The organism is Ruminococcus sp. OA3, from assembly GCF_022440845.1.
Taxonomy (GTDB): Bacteria; Bacillota; Clostridia; order Lachnospirales; family Lachnospiraceae; genus Ruminococcus_G.
Genome location: NZ_JAKNTO010000001.1, coordinates 227,093 through 247,010 on the forward strand (window position 1 = coordinate 227,093; position 19,918 = coordinate 247,010).

Here is a 19,918-nt window from a genome sequence, read left to right on the forward strand (position 1 = left end):
TCATTTTGCTCCATTATAGCATGTACAACACATTTTTAAAACCTTATCACAACCTTCATACTGTCTTTTGACATGCTCGTCAGCACCGCTTCTTCCGCCTTCTCAACCGGGAACTGATGACTCACAAACTGTCCCCCGGCTTTAAAATATTGCCGTCAAAGTCAAGGGTTATGGAGCCCACCTCGTCGATCTCTTCAATGATAAATACATTTACATGCCCCTGGATAACAGGGTACGAAATATCAATTTCATTTTTAGTTCCTTTCTACTGGACACTCTCACCCTTGTAACTGTGTTTGTCCGTACCGCAGATTCCCGCCATGACCATTCTGTCGATGGCAGCCCCCTTTGGAGGACACCCGGAATTCACTCGGTGAAATCCCCTTGGTTTTTTAAATTGAATATAGAAGTTATTGATATTGGTATACCCTACTTTCCTCGCTATAGCACTGACTGGCATATCCGCCTGAAGCAGGAGTGCATGCGCCTCTCCGATTCTCCTGGAAATCAGGTACTGTATCGGTGCCATCCCAAAGAAATTTTTAAATTCATGGGAGATGTAATGCGTTCTGAAATACAGATCAGCCGCAATCGTCTCCAGCCCTGTTTTCATCGGTATATTTTTGCAGATTCAAGGGATAGATATAATTCAGAATCACACGCAGTGCAAACATGATAGTGTCAAAGCAGCGCATGCCTGATTCAAAATCGCCCTTTACTGCCTCTGCCCCGATCAGTTCAAAGCACTTTCGCAGCATTTCACTGTATTCAAAGCAATTAAACACCGGTGTGATGGGAGTCGGTAGTATCATATCCCTGTCAAATGGCGACAGGTGTATATCTGTAAGACCAATTGATACCTCCGAAAAGGGGGACTTACTCTGCCTCTCCGCCCTCACTATCTTAGGGTTGAACACTGTCAGGTCATTCCTGCCGGCATGGAAATTTTTATTTTCAATCTTGATCTGATTCTCTCCTTCCAGAATAAAGGACAGCACCCCAATCTCTTCATACATATGGAATGTATGTTCCCATCCGTGCTCCTGATCTGCGATAAATATCCATGCAACCTTCGGCACTTCAACGTTCTTAAACATTGAATAGGATCTAAAATCATACTGGTACTTTTCGTATTGATTCATCGGGATATGTATCATTTGCGTCCCTCCAACATTTTGGCAGCAGCCGAAGACACAGCCCAAAACAAACAGGACCGTGCCCCCTTGCGGACGTATTTCAGGCTGTCGGCAAACATCTGTGGTCTTCCCACACATTCGATCACGACATCAGCGCCTCTGTCCTTTGTAATCTGCTCAATAAATTCCACGCGTTCTTCGACCGTCGTTCCCGACACATTATAGGTATGCGTAGCGCCGAATTCTTTCGCCAGGTTAAGCTACCATTCTGAAGTAAAAATAAAAAGACAGGCGAACGAATTTGTAAACCTTTCGTTTGTCTGTCTTTTACCTAATCAAAACAAATTATAATATTGCTAATATGTACTGTAAATCCTCTTTTAATTGTTCTAATAGTTCTTTTTTATAGTCCAGAGTTATTTTTAAAACAGGTATAATTATGACACCCAGCGCAGTTAAAGAGCCCATTCATTTGTCAGGAAACACTTTTACTACAAGTTATAATGAATCTCCGTTACTTTAAAATCCCAGTAGCAATCTCCTTCGCCGCGGAAACCCGATCCCTGTTGTGTACATCATTCAGATAGATTGCAAAATAAGCATTCCGATCATCCAGTTTTGCAAATCCCACAAACCACGCTTCTCCTTCACTGCCCGTCCCCGTTTTTCCATAGACAGAACCGCCGTCCTCCACCTGCATGATCTTTTCCAGAATATCAATATCTTTATTGTCATACATGCCGTTTCCCTCAAAAATACCGGCAAGCACGCTCACCTGCTCAAGCGGTGATATCTTCAATGATGATCCTAACCAGAAACCATTCCAGTCCGCAGACGGATACTGTGTACCGTTATACTTCATCGTCACTTCTCGTTTTCTATCACGTTATTGTTCAGCCCCATCAGCGCTGTAATGATCTTAAAGGTAGAGCAGGGGGACGCTTGCTTCACACACATTTCCCGATTATAAACTTCAAATCTATCATCCTGAGGGTGCCAGATCACAGCACAGCCTGACAGTCCACCAAACACAGCATTGTAATCCACATTTTTATTAAGCAACCAGAAACTTTTCTTTTCATCGTACTCTCCCAGACTGCCGTTTTTCATATAGGCTTTAACACCTGTTAACACTAACCGGATAACAAAAAGGCCACGAATGTCTTATAACTTTTCCGCCTCATCTGATTGAACATTCAGCAGATACCTCTTAGCCGCAGCAGCGTCCGTAAACTGTATGTTTTTTCCTGACAAATAATATGCTGTATCGTTCCACTCACCGAGAGAATACACAGACTCTTCCAGTTCTGAAATATATCTCTGTGCTGCCTGCCTCCACGGACTGTATCTGAGATCCGACATATAGGGACTTCCAACCAAATCCCATAAATCATCCATCAGTCTTTTTACTTTCATTATATAATCCTCCACAGCCGAAGACGTTATTTTCCCCGTATAATGTTATCAATAATATGCAGTAATTCGAGTGCACTGCGATAATAAATCCTGTCTTTATATCCCCTGCCGAGTATATACCCCTGCCAGCTGTAGTTCTGCCAGTATAACGTCTGTACATAGACTACGGGATCCCTGCATGTGTGAAGAAGGTGAAAATTCTGCCACTCATCCTCCTCCCTGCGCCAGTCTTCCACTGAATCCAAAGTTCTTTTTTGCCACTTTGTTTCTGAGGTATTTCCCCGCAGGCAGCCTGAAGTCTCCCGCATTCCGAGCAAATCATAGATCTGTTCTATTTTCAGAAGCATGTCCCCATAGTTTGAAAAAGAAATTTTGTCCGAAATATGTATATTGGAGATCACACCTTTAGAATTAACACCAGACAGCTCACGAAATGTAACTGCTATCATCGCATCTGCTGCCTTGTACGTATTAGAATTGTCCAGTACAATGTTTTCTTTGTTCATTCATTACCTCCCGCATATATATTTTGAGGGTATTTGCGATATACTATTTTTGTAAAAGCCACAGGAGATTTTCGCAATATGATATATATTATTTAAAAAACAAATTTCTCTTTGGTTTACGCTGTTCTCAAAATATAAAAGGACCACTTTTGACGGCTTATTTTTTTGTATTTACAGCGCCAGTTCCATACGCTCCATGCTCTGGCGTATCCTTTCTGGCGTACAATGTGAATAATGTCTCAGTGTAATCTGGGGTGAAGAATGCCCGAGCACTTCACAGAGTACTTCATGTCCAATATTATGTTCCAGACAGCGGGTTGCAAAAGTATGCCGCAGCGTATGCATATGAACACCTTTGATATTCAGCTCATCGCAGATCCTTGCAAGCCTAAGCTGCATGGTACGAGTATCTCTGTAGCCCCCACTCATTCCGGCAAACAGGAAATCACAGGATCTGGCATTGTCTTCCTGCCACTTTTCTCTTAGTATGGCCAGTAAAAAACGTGGAAGCGGAATTTCCCGAACAGAATGTTCTGACTTCGGACTCCCCAGAACAAGTCTGGTCTTGCGTCTGCCATGTTCTGTCGGAATCCGCTGTATCGAATGTTTTACATAAAGGTATCCATTTTCCAGATCAATATCCTCCCACCTGAGTGCACAGATCTCCCCTACACGGAGTCCTGTGTAAAGTCCCAGCAAATATTCCAGCTCTCTCGTCTCAAAAAGCTTTTTCTCCAGTCGTTTCTGCTCTCCGGAGCTCAGGACACGTGGCGGGCGGGTGCATGCTTTAGGCATTTTAATATCCTGGAACGGGCTGGCAGAGATCAGTCCTTTCTGACAGGCCGCTGCGAAAATTGCCTTCATCAGCCTGCAGATACCATGCAGAGTACTGGGTGCAAGCTGTGTCTTCAGATGAAAGACTGCTTCCTGTATATGCTGGGGTGTAATTCCGGATATACTCAGCTTTCCTATCGCAGGATCTATGTGATTATCGAAGTTGCGTCTGTATCCTGCGTAAGTCCCTGGTTTGACATGAGGACGGACATATACTTCCAGCCAGAATTCTGCCCAGTCATGAAAACTTCCGTTACCGTAAACCGACAGAGAAGTGTGATCCTTATAAATCTCCGATTTAATCAGGACAAGACGTTTTTTTACCTGTCCATACTGTTTTCCATAAATAGAACCGAACAAAGGCTTTCCATCCGGTCTGCGCCCTTTGATATACCGCCCTTCCCAGCGTCCATCTTTTCTCAGATAAATGTTTTCACCTTTTCTTGGCATATAAAATTCCTCCTTTTTATGTGACGGCTCATTTGACGGCTTAAAAATCCGCCTTCTGCAGCCCTCTGATATTGGACTTTTCAGGTACTAATCCTTTTAAGACCAATCGCCTAAAGTTGACAAACTGCCTTTTTGATGGTACATTTTAAATAAAATTATTACATTTCAGGCGTTTTCACGCAATATATATCATATTGTGAAATAAATTTTTTAAACAAGATATATCTGAACGTTAGAAGGACCCGGCGGGATGTCACACTCCCACCGAGTCCTTTTCTTATTTAACTCTTTATTTTTTGCAATAACCTGTTCATACTCATCTTCAAGTTCACACAGATGCTTCTCCACATCCTCAGAAAGATGATTCGCGTCCAGATTGCCCATAAACGCATTGATAAAAGAATCACTGATATGCAGCTTCCATCCTTCATCCCCCTGATAGGCCCTGACCGTCACATCTGTGGAAGATATTCCTTCAGCCCGGTCCATATACGAAAGAACACCGCCTTTATCATAATCGATATTGGACAAATCCCTGATCATCTGTTTCAGGCCGCTCCCTTCAGCTTTGAGCATCCGTTCCATGATACCGATCATGTAGTATCCCATGACATCAGACATATCCTCATTCATTATCTTCATCTTAATATCTGCCTGGTCTTTGTTTTCCTGAACCTCGCTGATCTCCCAGCTCAGATTCTCCACGATTTTTTCCGCAAATTTTTTATTTGCTTTATATTTTCTGCCTTTAAACAGCGCTGGCTGCAGCAACTCATTAAACACCCTGTATTCTTTTCTCGTCGGAAATCCAATCCAGTTTCTCTCAGTACTGACGTAATCATCACCGCTTTCATTAAGTGTCTCTAAGTCCAGTGTTTTTAGCGCATGCATTACGCTTTCCGCTGCTTTTTCAGGTGTTTTCCATGTCTCAATTTTAGATTTTTGTACACAGGCAGCCAGACACAGACACAAAAGCAACGTTGAAAATACACTCCTTATTAATTTTTTCATCCCATTTGCCTCCTTTTTTCCTCGCTTTAACCATTGTATTTTACCCGCTTTCGACAGACAACAGGCAAAGCACAAATCGACGGTCAGACATCAAAAAAAGTCTTACGCTTTAACATATGGACTGCAAAAGAGACAGACAAGCTGAATATCCATTGCCGTTTATCGCATGAGAAAATGAATGGAATAAGACCGGCACGTTGGCTGTTATTTCAAGAAAAGGGGCAAGCGTCAAAAAAATCCGCTGCGTGGTTAACCGCAGCGGAAAGGCATGATTTTCTTGTGCTCAGAAAGCACCCCTCTGTCAACATCTTGTTGCTTTCTGGTTCGGGTGATATCTGACAGATATCCAAATAACTCAACCCCTCTTTAGATTTTCGCAGCTTTGTTTTTAGCATTACACTCCCCCTCTTTTTTTGTAAATATACACGAGACGGGTATCACCGCCGAAAAATAAAACCAGCCGTTCTCACACTGCATAACACTGCTGCCTCCATGTCTGCTGATAACAGCATCTACATTTTGCAGTCCGATTCCATGGCCCGATGATTTTCTTTTCGTTGAAAGAAGCCTTTTATTTCTAATAATGAACGGCACTTTTACAGGATTGCGGATCGAGAGAATGAGCTGCTCTGGCTCCAGCGTCATCTTAAACTGTATCACTCTGCCGCCGTCCAGTTCCTCGCAGGCTTCAATGGCATTATCCAGCAGATTAACAAGTATGATCACGATGTCCTCCTCGCCAAACGTAAGCCCAGACAGATCATTGACAGACAACGTCATCGTAATATCTTTTTCCAGCGCATACTGATACTTCTGATTCAGTACCACATTGACAACCGTGTGGTTTGTGTTTATATAGTCTGCACTTTTCTGCAGGCTTCCTGTCAGCTGTGCAATATAGTCAATGCTCTCCTGCGTCTTCCCCTCAGACAACAGCCCCTGAATACAGTTCAGCTGGTTCTTATAATCATGCAGGTACCTCCTCTGCCGCTCATAGCTTCTTAGCATACTCTGATATATATTCATCTGATTCTGCGTACGCTCCTGCAGCAACTGCAGGTTGTATATGTCCGATTCTTTTTCCAGTATATTTCCTATACAATACAGAATGATTCCGTTAATCACCGCAAACATTAATACAACGATCACACGTACATTTGAATTAAAAGGATCATCCTGCCATGTCATCACAGTCAGCGCCATAATCACCACTATACTGATGACCGGTATATACCCAAAACGAATCCACCGGGTCCTATCCAGTATGTAACTGCGTTTCCTGTACCGGTAATGAAAGATCAGCAGCAGACCCAGCAGCACCACGTCTGCGGCCCCTTCAACTACTTCTCCTGAAATCGTATGGTCTACGGGCAAAGCGTAGAAAACAGCGGCAGACGCAGCGGACGCCATCCAAAAACCTGCACATAAAAGCACAGACAGAACAAGATTCTACAGAACGCTGACTTGATAATATATCTGCGCTACAATAAAGAAAACCACAATCACACGAATCGGCTGAAATATGTACGGCAGAATCTCTGTAAACGCAATGATCATAATTCCCAGAGCAAACGCGGGTAAAATCGTAAATTCCACCCATTTGTATGTCCATATCCGTTTTGGTATCAATGTCTCAAAAAACAGCCGGCAGCTGACCGCCAGCATCAGTGATAATGCAAGGCTCTTAAATACCTGATCTATCATACAATTCCCCTATATGCCACATACGCCTTCTTCACCCCCTGATACCTGAGACGCGGAACCGGCAGAACTTCCCCGGTGTCCAGCACAGCCGTATAGTTGCTGAGTTTCTGTAAATGCTTCATATTCACCAGGTAACTCTTGTGAATGCGCAGAAATCCATACACTGACAATTTCTGTTCGATGCAGTCAAGTTTATCATATATCTGGTAATTCACAATATTAGATTCCAGATAAAAGAACACGGATTTATGCCTTCTGCTCTCCACGTAGAGGATATTATCTGTATACAGCTTCCGCTCTCCCTCCATGAAAGGAAATGAGACCTGCTGCAGCCTCATTTTGTGCATTACCGCATCCATGCACTCCGGAACTGCTGCCTCCAGTGTATCCTTAATGATATATCGAACTGCATCTACTTTATATCCTTCCAGCACGTAACTGATAAATGCCGTCACAAATACAATATACGTTTTCGAATGAAATGCGCGGATCCGCATAGCCGTGTCTATGCCGTCCATCTCATCCATGTTGATATCCATAAAGACAATGTCATATTTCACCAGATTCTCACTCTGCTGCAGAAAGTCTTTTCCCGAACCGAACATGGTAATCGTAAATTCCAGTCTTCGGTCTCCAAGATACCTGTCCAGCAGTGCTTTGATCCGGTCTCTGTAAAATTTTTCATCATCACAAATAGCGATCTGCATCATATGTCTGTTTCCTTTTAAACGTATTTTTGGAATTATTATAGCGCACGAACATCTTGACCGCAATACGTTTCGTCTCTGTCATTTCATCGGTCAGTAAGGTGCCCTATTATCTACAGATAGACCAATCTATTTCAAAAAAAGACACTAAAATGCAAAAATAGTCATAAGTGTCCTTGTAAATAGGAAGAGACAACTATATAATTCACATAGTTATCAAGCGTAAAAGGAGAAGATACATGAAGTGTAAGGTAATCAAAGCATTCCGGAAGGCAAACAACCTTTCCATAGAAGAATTTGCAGAACTGATCGGCTGCTCCCCAAAATCTGTCTGGCGGTGGGAGAATGGCATATGCACCATCGGTCCCAGGTATCAGCGCAAAGTGGCAAAAATACTCGGGATTTCAATTGATGATTTATACGAAGAAGAGGAGGATTAAATGCTGATGGATGATTGGACAGTGTTTGACGCAGTTGAAATGCAGGAGAAATTAATGCTGTTAAATACAGCAAATGAAAATTTTCGTTTAAATTATACACTGGAAAAAAATGTAGCAAAGCTGGAACTGGAGGACTGGATTAAAAAAAGATTACTAAATCTTAAGGCTAAAATCGCTCTGCCCAAACATAACAATAAGACAAGAAACCGCATGAACCTTCACGTCCCATCAGCTGAAAATACCGGTGGGCTGGAAAGGATCTGCTATCTCAAGATCGAAAATGGCAGTATCGAACTTGATGAATACCGCGGTCCCAGAGGTGACCGATTCAGCGGATATTACCGTCTGCTCCTGGAATACCTGACAAAGCAGAAGATCGTTTCAGATGAGAAGCAGGATATTTCGATTGATATCCAGTATCTGGACCAGTTTATCGACTGTGTAAACCAGGTCTGTGTGGAATCGGAAAAAGAGAACTTTCAGCTCATGGACTCTGGCAGTACATATCCCCGCATTATACAGCGGGTAAACTATGATTTTCCTGTTTTATATTATGCCAGAAGAGACCTTCCGCCTGAAACTCCTGCACCAAAGCGGAAGCCCTCCCCGCTGGAACGAATGAAAGAAGATATTCACAGCATTTACACCGCCTGTGTGAAAAGCGACTGGGATGAATTCTCTTACAGCACAAAAGAACTGCAGTATATCAGAAAAAAGATTGATGAAGTCCTTGAAGCACGCGAAATCCGAAAACAGTGGATGGACAAACTTTGATCAGGCGGGACCGTATCATTCTTTTTTAATCCTTACACTAACCAGTGTCTTTTACTTTTACACTGTATTTTACTTCATTGATATGGGCGTGGTTATTCTGCAGTCTTCCTGGCAGACAGTGTTTAATACCTTCGGTGCACTTACAATCGCCTCCGACGTATTTGGCATAGTTGCAGCGATACTGTTAAGAATTGCCAAGAATGTATTCGCTTCTCTGTATTCTCTGGTATTTAACGGTGTGATTCAGCGTATGCATTGATCAGCGACGCGGCACAGAAACGCGGTGCATTGAATGACGTTGTATAAATGTTATTGCCATACTTTAGCCGGTACTGCCTTCGTCTTTCCAACACATAAATTGATGAGGTTAAACCAGCTCTTACACTGTTCCAGTATCACAGAATCTGAAGTAACCACACATTCCTGATTCTGAAGCACACAGTCCACATCGCTGATCACCTGAATATCCAGCCCGGTTTCGTAGTCTTCCCATACATCAGCAATGAGACTTTTCAGCCTGCCGGAATTAGATACCGGGGCATCCAGATAGAACATCGCCTTCCTGACGCCCAGATCATTCAGCGTATCAGCGATCAGACGTATAGCCTCAGGCGTCTCTTGAATCACCCGGTAAGTTCCGCGCAGCCCCGCCAGATCACGGATCGTACCGTCCATACATCGTAAAAGCAGGGACTCACACAGCGCGATCTCAAGTGTGATAATGCAGTTAAAGCCATCAATGTGAATTGTTTTACCGGCTAAATACTCTTTTAAACATTCCTTTTCCCTGCGCTGCTTGAGCTGTACATCGGATGCGATACTACGTACCACAGCCAGACGCTGGCGCTCTGACAGCAGAAAATGATTTCCCACAAAAACTGATGCATGTTTTATCTGATATCCTTCATTCAGCAAATAGCAAATGTGTTTTGATGCTGTTTTTAATGTCTCAATGGACCGCGGGTCAAATTCCCGGATATCGTTTGGACTGCTGCCTCTTTTAATTTTTCTCATAAAACTATACTTCCCTTAAAGATGGCAGACAATCCGGAAAGATCGCCTGCCATCCCAAAATTTATTCCGCCTTCTCTTCTTTACGCTCTCTAGTTCCAATCTCAGCCTTTACCGTATCAATAAAATCATTCAGCTCTTTCTGGCCTTCATCCCCTTCAAACCTGCTTCTCACCGAAATAAGACCGTTCTCTTCCTCCTTCTGCCCGACAACAAGCATATAAGGCACCCTCTCATTTCTGGCTTCACGTATCTTATAACCGATTTTCTCAGCACGCTCATCAATTTCGCAGCGGATTCCCGCCTCTTTCAGACGCTTAAGCACCTGATGGCCATACGCAGAGTATTTGTCAGAGATCGGCAGCACCTTAACCTGCACCGGTGACAGCCATGTAGGAAATTTTCCGGCAAAATGTTCTGTCAGAATGCCGATAAACCGCTCAATTGAACCAAAACATACGCGGTGGATCATAATCGGCCGATGCATCTCTCCGTCGGCTCCGATGTATTCCGCCCCAAACCTCTGCGGAAGCTGGAAATCCAGCTGAATCGTACCGCACTGCCACGTTCTTCCGATGGCATCCACCAGGTGGAAATCAATCTTCGGGCCATAAAAAGCGCCGTCCCCTTCATTGACGATATATTCGAGGTTCATGTCCTCCAGTGCCTCACGGAGACCATTTGTCGCCATCTCCCAGTCCTCGTCGCTCCCCATGGAGTCTTCCGGACGCGTGGACAATTCAATCAGGTATCTGAAGCCAAACAGCTGATATACTTCAGAAATCAGCCGGACAACCCCTTTAATCTCATCACGTATCTGCTCCGGAGTCATGAATATATGGGCGTCATCCTGGCTGAAGCATCTGACACGCATCAGTCCGTGCAGAGCACCGGATTTTTCATGGCGGTGCACCAGTCCAACCTCAGCCAGCCGAAGCGGCAGTTCCCGATAGGAATGGGGCTGTGATTTATAAACAAGCATACCGCCAGGACAGTTCATAGGCTTAATGGCAAAATCCTCATCATCGATCACCGTCGTATACATATTTTCTTTATAATGGTCCCAATGCCCGGAAGTTTCCCATAAATGACGGTTCAGCATGACAGGGGTTGCAATCTCGACATACCCCTCACGTTCATGAATCTCGCGCCAATACTGCATCAAGGTGTTCTTTAAGACCATTCCCTTCGGCAAAAAGAACGGAAAACCGGGCCCTTCTTCCGAAAACATGAACAGGTTAAGCTCCTTGCCCAGTTTTCTGTGATCTCTTTTCTTCGCCTCCTCAAGCATCGCCACATATGCCTCGAGGTCTGCATTCTTCGTATAAGCAGTCCCATAGATCCTGGTCAGCATCTTATTTTTCTCGTTGCCGCGCCAGTATGCACCGGCGATCTTCATTAGTTTAAACGCTTTCACCGGTTTTGTAGACATCAGATGCGGACCCGCACAGAGATCTGTAAAATCACCCTGACGGTACAGACTGATCACCGCGTCCTCCGGCAGGTCACGGATCAGTTCTATCTTATAATGTTCATCCTTCTCTTCAAAAAAACGAATGGCATCTTCCCTTGAAAGCTCAAATCTTTCAAGCAAAAGGTTTTCCTTAACGATCTTTTTCATCTCCGCTTCAATCGCCGGAAAGTCTTCTGAAGTCAGCACCTCGTCACTGTCAATATCATAATAAAATCCATCATCAATGGAAGGACCGATCGCCAGCTTTGCATTCGGATAGAGCCTTTTGACCGCCTGCGCCATAATATGTGCTGCCGTATGGCGGAACGCATCTTTTCCCCCCTTGTCTTCAAAGGTAAGAATGCTGACGCAGCAGTCTTTATCAACGATCGTGCGCAGATCCACCCGCTCTCCATCCACCTCCCCTGCACATGCAGCCCGTGCAAGGCCTTCACTCAAGTCTTTTGCGATGTCTAAAATACTTTTTGCTTCCGTATATTCCCTGACGGAACCATCTTTTAACGTTACTTTCATGTTTGTTTTCTCCTTTCAGAAATCATTCCAATAGAAAACGCCCCCTGCGCTTTCTATCTAACGCAAGGGGCGAACAATATCATTCGCGGTTCCACCCTTATTATTCCGTACAAAATGCACAGAACATCTCATCTGTGATGATAACGGAATCACCGGACCGGATTAGGGTCACTCCGAGATGGTCTTCCTGATATGTTCCGCCAAGATACTCGCAGCCCATGGTAAAACACCATCTGGTATCTCTCTCTGAGAACTTTGCATACCGTACTCTTCTCTTCTACGTTTGACATAAATTATAGTTTATGGCGCAGCAAGTGTCAAGGTTTTGCGAATGGTTTTTCCTCTTCGGTTCTGGTATAATATTCATAAAAACCTGACAGAATCTGTGAAAGGAGTCTCTATGTATACCTGGGAAGAATTAAATACTTTCGTCAATTTCTGCTGCCGCTGCGGGCTATCGCACTCCAGAATCCGTCCCGTCATGGGAAGAGGCAATCTTCAGGCTGATCTTATGTTTATCGCAGAGGCACCGGGCGCCGAAGAGGACAGAGCAGGCATCCCATTCATCGGTCCTGCCGGGCAGCTGTTTGACCAGCCTCTCGGCGACTGCGGCATCAGCCGGGAAGACATTTATATCACCAACATACTAAAGTGCCATCCGCCACGCAACCGTGACCCGCAGGACAGCGAAAAAGAAAGTTGTATCCCTTATCTTAAATATGAAATACTCCTGATACGGCCGAGGATCATCGTCTGCCTTGGACGGGTTGCTGCTCAGCGCATCCTGTCTATCGACTACCGGATTACCAAACAGCATGGACAATGGATTCACCGGAAAAATTACGACCTTACCGCTGTCTACCACCCCTCTGCCATCCTGCGCGACCCTGGTAAGCGGGAAGAAACCCGGCAGGATTTTCTGAGCATCGCAGAAAAACTGAGGAACTGCAGACAGCAATGAGTACATGTCGCTTATAGCCGTTTTCGTCAATGAAACCGGTATTCTACAATTTGGTCAAAATTATGATGCAACACATAATAAACTTTCTGCTCCCTCACCGAGTATACAAAAGACACACGGGTAGCCCATGCCCCCTCCTGCCTTACCGCATTGAGCACTGACATTGCATCGGCAACAGAAAAATTGCTGCCGGCCGGTTCCAACAATTCTTTCGCCCGTTCATACCTGTCATCCCCGGCGACTATATATGGCCGTGTTTCCTCCGGTTTGAGCAGAGAATAGTTCGTTATAAGAGAATACCTTTCTTTTTCCAGCCGGTACCCGATGCCCGGTTCGATAATCAGCACACGCCCGCTTCTGTCGGATAGCATGGACTGCATCGTCGCATCCCGCGCATACACAATACTCCTGTTCCTTGCGATGTAAAGCGCATCATCCAGGGAGATCTCCGCCCTTACAAAAGCCTCCGTAAGATCTGCGATCGAACAGCATTGGTCACCGCCACAATACTGCCCTTTCTCATTTCCATGCACATAGAGCAGTGTTCCCGCATTTCCATTGGCATTGACCCCATGAAACGAATGGTACCTGTGATCGGGCATCCGAATGCCAATATAGAACCGTTCCTTCTCTGTTATCACTTTATGGTCCCACACTGCAAGATCAATGTCAAAATTAAAACCCGTGATCATATCATCGCCGTTGTAAACAAACCGTGTACACATCTCTTTTCCCCTTTTCTCTACTGTAATTCATTCAGGCTTCCGGACTGAATGGCGCCGATATTTTTCCTGATCCGTTCAGCCGGCCAGTCCCACCAGCGGATATCCTGTAATCTGGCGATTGTATCCTCCGCAAAACGTTTCCTGATCGGTTTGGCGGGAATTCCTCCGACAATCGTGTACGGCGCCACATCGCGCGTGACGACAGCGCGTGTTCCGATAATCGCTCCGTCACCCACAGTCACACCCGACAGTACCACCGCCTCATACCCGATCCAGACATCATTCCCAATCACAATATCCCCTCTGTTGTCCCATGCAGCCGCAACATCTCCACGGTCAAGTCCCCATTCCTCATAGAAAAGCGGAAAAGGATATGCAGCCAGCGAGCTCATTGAGTGATTACCACTGTTCATCAGGAACTTTGCCCCGCAGGCAATGGAACAGAATTTCCCGATCACAAGTTTATCGTGATTCACAGGATAATGGTACAATACATTCTGCTTTTCAAACAGTACAGGGTCATGGACAAAATCATTGTACATTGTAAAATCTCCAACCGATATATTCGGATTTGTCACCACATTTTTCAGATAAACAGTATCTCTGTCCCCGGTGCGGGGATAAATTCGTTTGTCGGACATGACAGTCACCTCTTTTTTCTTATAGCTTTGACTTTATTGTACGCACTTATTCTCATCGGCTCAAGATACAGAATGGTTCGGTAATGTTTTGTATCAATCTGTGGTTACATGTATTCCTTCAGGATTCCACCTGCAGCCGTTTCAGCAAAAAGCCGCATATCACCGCTGCACCCAGAAAGATCACCAGCAGGGGCCACAGATTTGTGAAAACAAGGCCATTGTCCGTCATCAATCGATATCCCCATGCGGCCGGACATACGTTTCCCACAATCTCAAAAACATGCGGAAGTAAATCCGCAGGAAACATAATCCCCGACAGCATGATAGACGGGAGAAAGATCATCTGTGAGATCATGGTAAGTTTTGCCTGGTTTTTGATCAGCAGCCCTAAAACACTTCCTATACTTATTGTCGCCGCCGTAAAAATCAGGAGTGAGACAAAATATAATGGCAGGCTTTCGGGCAGCTTTGCATCAAAAGCGATGGGAGCAATCATATATATAACCGTGCTCATCAGCATCAGATGGAGCAGCGCTGATAAAAACATTGAAACCAGTCCGAGATACATTGGAACCCCGTTCGCCTTGTAAACTTTCTTAATGTCATTTCCATATACTTCCAAAAGAGAGGGCGGCAGACCGATCAGCCCACCCGTTGACACCCCAAGCACAGTCATTGACTGAATCAGCGTATTCCTGGTATCCGGTGTCATGGATGTAAATATCCCGCCCATGACAGCAAAGAACAAAAGCGGAACCACATAACAGGTGATCAAAAGTGTCTTACTTCTCATATCCAGTTTCCACTGCAGTGCCAGTCCGTAGAAAAATGCGCTCATTCTCCATTCCTCCCCGCTATGTCGATAAAATGCTGTTCCAGCGTTCCTCTGTCTATTTTGATATCTGATATCTCAATCCCGCGCCGTTTAAAGTCTTCCAGCAGCGTCAGCATGGTATCCCCGATATTGTCTGCCTCAAAACGTTGATCGCCTTCTCCTGTTGTAATGTCAATGATATAGCGGCTGCCTGTTTTTGCTGACAATTCTTCAACGGTACCCAAAAATACAAGATGGCCATCATTCAGAATCGCGATACGGTCACACAGACTTTCGACCTCCGCCATATCATGGCTCGCCAGGATGATCGCCTTTCCCTGCTCTTTCAGTCTGCGTATCTGGCCATGAAGTTTGACTCTTCCCTCAACGTCCAGTCCGGCGGTCGGCTCGTCAAGGAACACGATATCCGGATCACTGATCAGGGCTAGTGCCAGGTGAAGGCGCCGCTTTTGCCCGGTGGACAGCTCTGCGTATTGCTTCTTCGCCAGCTCCTGTATCCCCAGATCGGAAATCATCGAATAATCTATCTGTGTTTTATTCCATTTCGCAAACAGCTGTACTGCCTCCATCGGCCTGATACATGCCGGGAGCGACGCCGACTGCAGCTGAATGCCCATTCTCCCGTTCACCGCAATCTTTCCGCTGTCATACCTGCGCAGTCCTTCGATACATTCAAGGGTCGTGGTCTTCCCTGCACCGTTTACTCCAAGCACAGCAAATATCTCACCTTCCCTGACGCCAAACGTCAGGCCTTTGAGCACCGTATGATCACCATAACTTTTCTTCAGACTGTCAATCTCAATCGCGTAACTCATTTTGTCACCCCCTGAAAAGGGTCCAGCCCTCTTTTATCAAAATACTCCTCCAACGCCGGTATGATAAACTCATTGGCGATCTCCTGTTTTTGTTTCCATCCCATATCCCCGGTCATGACATGATCCGTTTCCATAGATTCGTTCATCTCCATAAGCTTTGACAGCATGGCAGCATCACCGCCTGTGAACTCCATGATCATATCCCAGTATTCTCTTGCAAAACGCTGACCCTCTTCACTCTCGGGAGGCACCCCGTCTTTTTGAAACTGTACCGCTTCATCGAACAGGCGGGTAAGTGTCTCCAGCATCGCAAGGCCGCTGTCCATATTGAAAAGCCCGTGAAAATGATCAAGTACCTGGTCGTCTAAATGCTTGATCATCCAGTAGTACTCATTTTTCATCCGAAGATTCGTGATGATATCCGCATATTTCTTAAAATCCACCGACTGCATCTGCAGGGCTTCCTCCCTCAGTATCTCGATCTCTTTTAAGGATTCTGACAGAGTTTCGATCTTTTTCCGTATGGCGGCCGCCTGATCAGCCAGCGCCCCCGCAACATCTTCAGGCGTCTCGAGAGAAACCAGATGGTTTTTAATATCATCCAATGAGAATCCCAGAGACTTCAGAGATAAAATCTGGTGAAGCCTGACCAGATCTTTATCCGTATAAAGCCTGCGCCCTCCCGCGCTCTTTGCCGACGGTGAAAGTACGCCTTCCCTGTCGTAATACTGCAGGGTGCGCACGGTAACATCCATCTTTTTTGCGAGTTCTCCAACGGTCATATATCCTTCGGGGATCGCTTTATATTTGCTCATAGCAGCTCTCCTTCCCTTTGATTAAATCCATTATAATATATGACGCCGCGTCACGAGCAAGCCTTTTTCTGGAACTTCTGCAGACAGCAAAGCAGCGCATTGCCGCGATTGGCATTGCGCTGCTTTGTCTTATATGCTAAAACTATACAACATTTAATATACCTGATACGTATATTCAATATATTCCGCAATCTCTTTCATGCCGGGCTCTCCCGGTGAATTGCCAAAAGCTCCGTCATGCTCAAACCTGTCAGCCACGCTCATACAATCCGCAAGTGTATAACCCGATTCCCTGATCGATTTGATCTCCAGTTCTTCCATCAATTCGACAACTCTTCCAGCCAGGATCTCAGCCAGTTTCATCGTATCCATATCCTCACTGGATACGATCCCCATGGCTTCTGCAACCTCTTCGAGATTCTGTCTCTCTCCGTACTTTGCCGTATATGTCAGGACCCCCGGGAGCCCCCAGGCGCATCCAAGCCCGTGAGGAATATGATTCTTCGCACCAAATGTCTGTGCAAAACTGTGTCCGATCTGACAGCCGCAGGCCGAGATCGCCATGCCGCCGAGATTGGCTGCAAGCGCCATCATCTCTCTCGCCTTCTCATTTTCCGGCTCTTTTACTGCGGTCGGGAGCCATCTGAGGGTGAGCTTAATCCCCTCTTTGCCGAAGATATAGCCATAGGGATTGTAATTTCTGTTGGTAAGCGCCTCCACGCAATGCGCGAGCACATCCATTCCGGTAGACGCCGTCGCGCCCGCCGGGAGCGAGTAGGTGAGCACCGGGTCCACGATCGCCATATCCGGCTTGTAGATCGGCATTTCCTTGGCACCGGTTATGACATCCCCGATCACCGCCCACTGAGAAATTTCGCTTCCCGTACCGGACGTGGTGCAAAGCGTGATCAGCTTCATCTCGTGTTCCGCCTCACCGATGCTGTAATAGTCACGAATCGTCGTTCCGTTCTGGCTGATAATGATGCAGACCGCCTTTGCCGTGTCAAGCGTACTGCCGCCGCCGACTGCCACGACGCCGTCGATCTCATACTTTCTGATGTAAGCGGCGCCTTCATCGCAGATATCACTCGGTGCATCCGCCACACATTGATCAAACACAAAGACCTCAAGCCCGGCTTCTTCCAGAACGTCAATGACCTGTGTGGCGACTCCGAATTCGCACAGCGCACGCTCTGTACAGACCATAACCTTATGCATTCCAAGTTCCCTCGCCTTATCTCCGACTTCTTTTGAGGCGCCGGTCCCAAAAAGTGTGGGACAAAACGTATTCCATATATAAGCACTCATAATATTAAACTCCTTTTTCAAAACAGACTTTTCAAGTAGGACATAACCGCCTCAACATCATACTGATACAGATGATACAGTTCTTCCGCACTGCCGAAGCCCGGATAGACCTGGGGAACACCGAATCTTTTAAATGATTTTACACGGATCCCGTTGTCGCACAGTACATCAGCCACCGCACTCGCAAGACCGTTTTTCATCAAATGATCCTCCCAGACGATGATCCTTCCAGTCTCCGAAGCAGCTTTCAGTACAAGTTCCTCATCCAGAGGCTTCACCGTAAACATATCGATGACCCGCACACTGATTCCCTGCTTCTCAGCCTCCTCATACAGCTGCAGCGCATAGTCGACCATCTCACCGCAGGCGATCACGGCAATGTCTTTTCCGTCCCTCGCCGTATAGCCTCTGCCAATCTCAAAGCTGGCATCTGCACCATACAGGATGCGGTTTTCTTTCCCCGGATCGATACGTATGGAAAGAGGTCCGTCATAGTTTAAACTTTTCTCGATGATCTGCCCAAGCTGTACCGGATCCGACGCGGCACAGACCGTCATATTGACCAGTGATGAATACAGCGCCATATCCTCCATTGCATAATGGGTAGAACCGCCATTCCCCGTGAGACCTGCATAATTTGCGATGATCCGCACCGGTAGATTCGGGTAACAGAGATCCGTACGCACCTGCTCCAGCGCACGCATGCTCATGAACGGCATCATGCCGATGATAAATGGGATGTTCCCGTCATATGCCAGCCCCGATGAAACACCGACAACGTTCTGCTCCGCGATGCCGGTGTCAATGAAACGGTCCGGATACTTCTCCTGGAAGTCCTTACACCCAAAACCGATATCAGGAGTCAGCAGCCATACGCGTTCGTCCTTCCCGCCAAGTTCAGTGATCGTATCCCCCACTACAGATCTTGCTGAATTATATTCGTCAAGTGTATATGATTGCTTCATCTATAACTCCTTTCTCTGCTCTTTTAAGGCAGCATCAAGGTCAGCCAGAGCTGTTTTCAAATCTTTTTCATTCAGACTGCCTGCATGCCATTTGATCTGGCGTTCCATAAAGGAAATGTTTTTGCCCTTAACGGTATTCGCGATCACGACAGTCGGCACGTCCCCTTCGCAGTCCGGCAGCCTGTCAAACGCATCCACAACCTGGTCCATATCATTGCCGTCACTGATCTCAATGATATTCCATCCGAACGCACGCCACTTATCTGCATAAGGTTCCATCATAACCGAGTCTTCGGAAAAGCTGGTCATCAGCTGTCTGTTGCGGTCCACGACGGCCACCAGATTCCCCAGCCTCAGTGCTCTGCCTGTCAACGCCGCTTCCCATACCGAACCTTCGCAGGTCTCTCCGTCCCCCATCATGCAGAAGACCCGATGCCCCTGTCCCTTCTGCCTCGCCGAAGCCGCCAGACCGACACTGATCGGCAGCCCATGCCCCAGGGAACCGGTTGACGCATCCAGCATCGGCAGCCTGGTCTTACAGGGATGCTGCCCAAATTTACTGCCCACCTGTCCGTAGGTTTCACAGATTTCTTTATAATCAAAAAATCCTTTTAAAGCCATCACAATGTACATGCCGACTGCGCCGTGCCCCTTGCTCAGGATAAAACGGTCACGCTCAGGATCTTCCTGCATCCTGGGATCAACATGCATCGTGTGCTGAAACAGACAGGTCAGCACATCAAGCATCGACATATCCCCGCCCATATGGATATTGCCGCTGTACTCGCCGCACAGATTGCAGAGATCATACCGTGCCCGATGTGCAAGTTCCTGTAAACGTAACACTTCCTTCTTATCTGCCATTTTCCGATATCCC

General features: G+C 46.1%; 25 protein-coding genes. 3 read left to right on the plus strand and 22 right to left on the minus strand.

Annotated elements, in window-relative coordinates; translation table 11 throughout:
* Positions 1-265 precede the first annotated feature (265 nt).
* The 12 genes from MCG98_RS01125 to MCG98_RS01180 all read right to left on the minus strand — a co-directional run bounded on the left by MCG98_RS01125 (position 266) and on the right by MCG98_RS01180 (position 7,767).
* The gene (locus MCG98_RS01125; RefSeq protein ID WP_240300042.1) at positions 266-613 is read right to left on the minus strand and encodes an AraC family transcriptional regulator; all 348 of its coding nucleotides are present in this window, start codon (positions 611-613) and stop codon (positions 266-268) included.
* The gene (locus MCG98_RS01130; RefSeq protein ID WP_240286078.1) at positions 582-1,157 is read right to left on the minus strand and encodes a hypothetical protein; all 576 of its coding nucleotides are present in this window, start codon (positions 1,155-1,157) and stop codon (positions 582-584) included. The genes MCG98_RS01125 and MCG98_RS01130 overlap by 32 nt, the downstream gene beginning before the upstream one ends.
* On the minus strand, positions 1,154-1,390 hold the full coding sequence (locus MCG98_RS01135; protein WP_275891353.1) for a zinc-binding dehydrogenase: 237 nt from the start codon (positions 1,388-1,390) through the stop codon (positions 1,154-1,156). The genes MCG98_RS01130 and MCG98_RS01135 overlap by 4 nt, the downstream gene beginning before the upstream one ends.
* Before the next feature lie 260 nt (positions 1,391-1,650).
* Positions 1,651-1,998 (minus strand): penicillin-binding transpeptidase domain-containing protein, encoded by a 348-nt coding sequence (locus MCG98_RS01140; protein WP_240286080.1) that lies wholly within the window; start codon positions 1,996-1,998, stop codon positions 1,651-1,653.
* Positions 1,999-2,000: 2 nt separating this feature from the next.
* Positions 2,001-2,246: a penicillin-binding transpeptidase domain-containing protein gene (locus tag MCG98_RS01145; protein WP_240286082.1), complete on the minus strand. Its 246-nt coding sequence runs from the start codon at positions 2,244-2,246 to the stop codon at positions 2,001-2,003.
* 54 nt (positions 2,247-2,300) lie between these two features.
* On the minus strand, positions 2,301-2,552 hold the full coding sequence (locus MCG98_RS01150; RefSeq protein ID WP_240286084.1) for a hypothetical protein: 252 nt from the start codon (positions 2,550-2,552) through the stop codon (positions 2,301-2,303).
* 26 nt (positions 2,553-2,578) lie between these two features.
* Positions 2,579-3,058 (minus strand): hypothetical protein, encoded by a 480-nt coding sequence (locus MCG98_RS01155; protein WP_240286086.1) that lies wholly within the window; start codon positions 3,056-3,058, stop codon positions 2,579-2,581.
* A gap of 171 nt (positions 3,059-3,229) precedes the next feature.
* On the minus strand, positions 3,230-4,342 hold the full coding sequence (locus MCG98_RS01160; RefSeq protein ID WP_240300044.1) for a site-specific integrase: 1,113 nt from the start codon (positions 4,340-4,342) through the stop codon (positions 3,230-3,232).
* Positions 4,343-4,552: 210 nt separating this feature from the next.
* Positions 4,553-5,353: a hypothetical protein gene (locus MCG98_RS01165; RefSeq protein ID WP_240300045.1), complete on the minus strand. Its 801-nt coding sequence runs from the start codon at positions 5,351-5,353 to the stop codon at positions 4,553-4,555.
* Between the two features lie 366 nt (positions 5,354-5,719).
* The gene (locus MCG98_RS01170) at positions 5,720-6,763 is read right to left on the minus strand and encodes a sensor histidine kinase (RefSeq protein ID WP_240300046.1); all 1,044 of its coding nucleotides are present in this window, start codon (positions 6,761-6,763) and stop codon (positions 5,720-5,722) included.
* A 39-nt stretch (positions 6,764-6,802) separates the two neighbouring features.
* Complete coding sequence (locus tag MCG98_RS01175) at positions 6,803-7,057, minus strand: hypothetical protein (RefSeq protein ID WP_240300047.1); 255 nt, start codon at positions 7,055-7,057, stop codon at positions 6,803-6,805.
* Entirely contained in the window at positions 7,054-7,767 is a 714-nt protein-coding gene (locus MCG98_RS01180; protein ID WP_240300048.1) for a LytTR family DNA-binding domain-containing protein, read from the minus strand. Before MCG98_RS01180 ends, MCG98_RS01175 begins: the two co-directional genes overlap by 4 nt.
* Positions 7,768-8,003: 236 nt before the next feature.
* Here MCG98_RS01180 and MCG98_RS01185 point away from each other — a divergent pair, with 236 nt between their 5' ends.
* Together MCG98_RS01185 and MCG98_RS01190 are read left to right on the plus strand one after the other, a co-directional pair.
* Positions 8,004-8,204 (plus strand): helix-turn-helix transcriptional regulator, encoded by a 201-nt coding sequence (locus MCG98_RS01185; protein ID WP_240300049.1) that lies wholly within the window; start codon positions 8,004-8,006, stop codon positions 8,202-8,204.
* A 6-nt stretch (positions 8,205-8,210) separates the two neighbouring features.
* Positions 8,211-8,978 carry a hypothetical protein gene (locus tag MCG98_RS01190; RefSeq protein WP_240300050.1) on the plus strand — a complete coding sequence of 256 codons (768 nt, stop codon included), beginning with the start codon at positions 8,211-8,213 and terminating at the stop codon, positions 8,976-8,978.
* A 309-nt stretch (positions 8,979-9,287) separates the two neighbouring features.
* On the opposite strand, the gene MCG98_RS01195 is transcribed toward MCG98_RS01190, so the two are convergent.
* Together MCG98_RS01195 and thrS are read right to left on the minus strand one after the other, a co-directional pair.
* The gene (locus tag MCG98_RS01195) at positions 9,288-9,992 is read right to left on the minus strand and encodes a DUF434 domain-containing protein (RefSeq protein ID WP_240300051.1); all 705 of its coding nucleotides are present in this window, start codon (positions 9,990-9,992) and stop codon (positions 9,288-9,290) included.
* Positions 9,993-10,053: 61 nt separating this feature from the next.
* On the minus strand, positions 10,054-11,976 hold the full coding sequence (gene thrS, locus MCG98_RS01200) for a threonine--tRNA ligase (RefSeq protein WP_240300052.1): 1,923 nt from the start codon (positions 11,974-11,976) through the stop codon (positions 10,054-10,056).
* Between the two features lie 400 nt (positions 11,977-12,376).
* Here thrS and MCG98_RS01205 point away from each other — a divergent pair, with 400 nt between their 5' ends.
* Positions 12,377-12,937, plus strand: a complete 561-nt coding sequence (locus MCG98_RS01205) for a uracil-DNA glycosylase (protein ID WP_240300053.1) — start codon at positions 12,377-12,379, stop codon at positions 12,935-12,937.
* Between the two features lie 26 nt (positions 12,938-12,963).
* On the opposite strand, the gene MCG98_RS01210 is transcribed toward MCG98_RS01205, so the two are convergent.
* From MCG98_RS01210 to MCG98_RS01245, 8 genes are all read right to left on the minus strand, one after another.
* Complete coding sequence (locus MCG98_RS01210; RefSeq protein ID WP_240300054.1) at positions 12,964-13,662, minus strand: conjugal transfer protein; 699 nt, start codon at positions 13,660-13,662, stop codon at positions 12,964-12,966.
* Between the two features lie 17 nt (positions 13,663-13,679).
* Positions 13,680-14,303, minus strand: coding sequence for a CatB-related O-acetyltransferase (locus MCG98_RS01215; RefSeq protein ID WP_240300055.1), 624 nt, complete (start codon positions 14,301-14,303; stop codon positions 13,680-13,682).
* 118 nt (positions 14,304-14,421) lie between these two features.
* Entirely contained in the window at positions 14,422-15,141 is a 720-nt protein-coding gene (locus MCG98_RS01220) for an ABC transporter permease (RefSeq protein WP_240300056.1), read from the minus strand.
* Entirely contained in the window at positions 15,138-15,953 is an 816-nt protein-coding gene (locus tag MCG98_RS01225) for an ABC transporter ATP-binding protein (protein ID WP_240300057.1), read from the minus strand. Before MCG98_RS01225 ends, MCG98_RS01220 begins: the two co-directional genes overlap by 4 nt.
* A complete protein-coding gene (locus tag MCG98_RS01230) occupies positions 15,950-16,768 on the minus strand; it encodes a MerR family transcriptional regulator (RefSeq protein WP_240300058.1) in 819 nt (272 codons plus the stop codon). Before MCG98_RS01230 ends, MCG98_RS01225 begins: the two co-directional genes overlap by 4 nt.
* Positions 16,769-16,921: 153 nt before the next feature.
* Entirely contained in the window at positions 16,922-18,076 is a 1,155-nt protein-coding gene (locus MCG98_RS01235; RefSeq protein WP_240300059.1) for an iron-containing alcohol dehydrogenase, read from the minus strand.
* Between the two features lie 17 nt (positions 18,077-18,093).
* Positions 18,094-19,041 carry a transketolase C-terminal domain-containing protein gene (locus tag MCG98_RS01240; protein ID WP_240300060.1) on the minus strand — a complete coding sequence of 316 codons (948 nt, stop codon included), beginning with the start codon at positions 19,039-19,041 and terminating at the stop codon, positions 18,094-18,096.
* The gene (locus MCG98_RS01245) at positions 19,042-19,905 is read right to left on the minus strand and encodes a transketolase (protein WP_240300061.1); all 864 of its coding nucleotides are present in this window, start codon (positions 19,903-19,905) and stop codon (positions 19,042-19,044) included.
* Between the last annotated feature and the right edge of the window lie 13 nt (positions 19,906-19,918).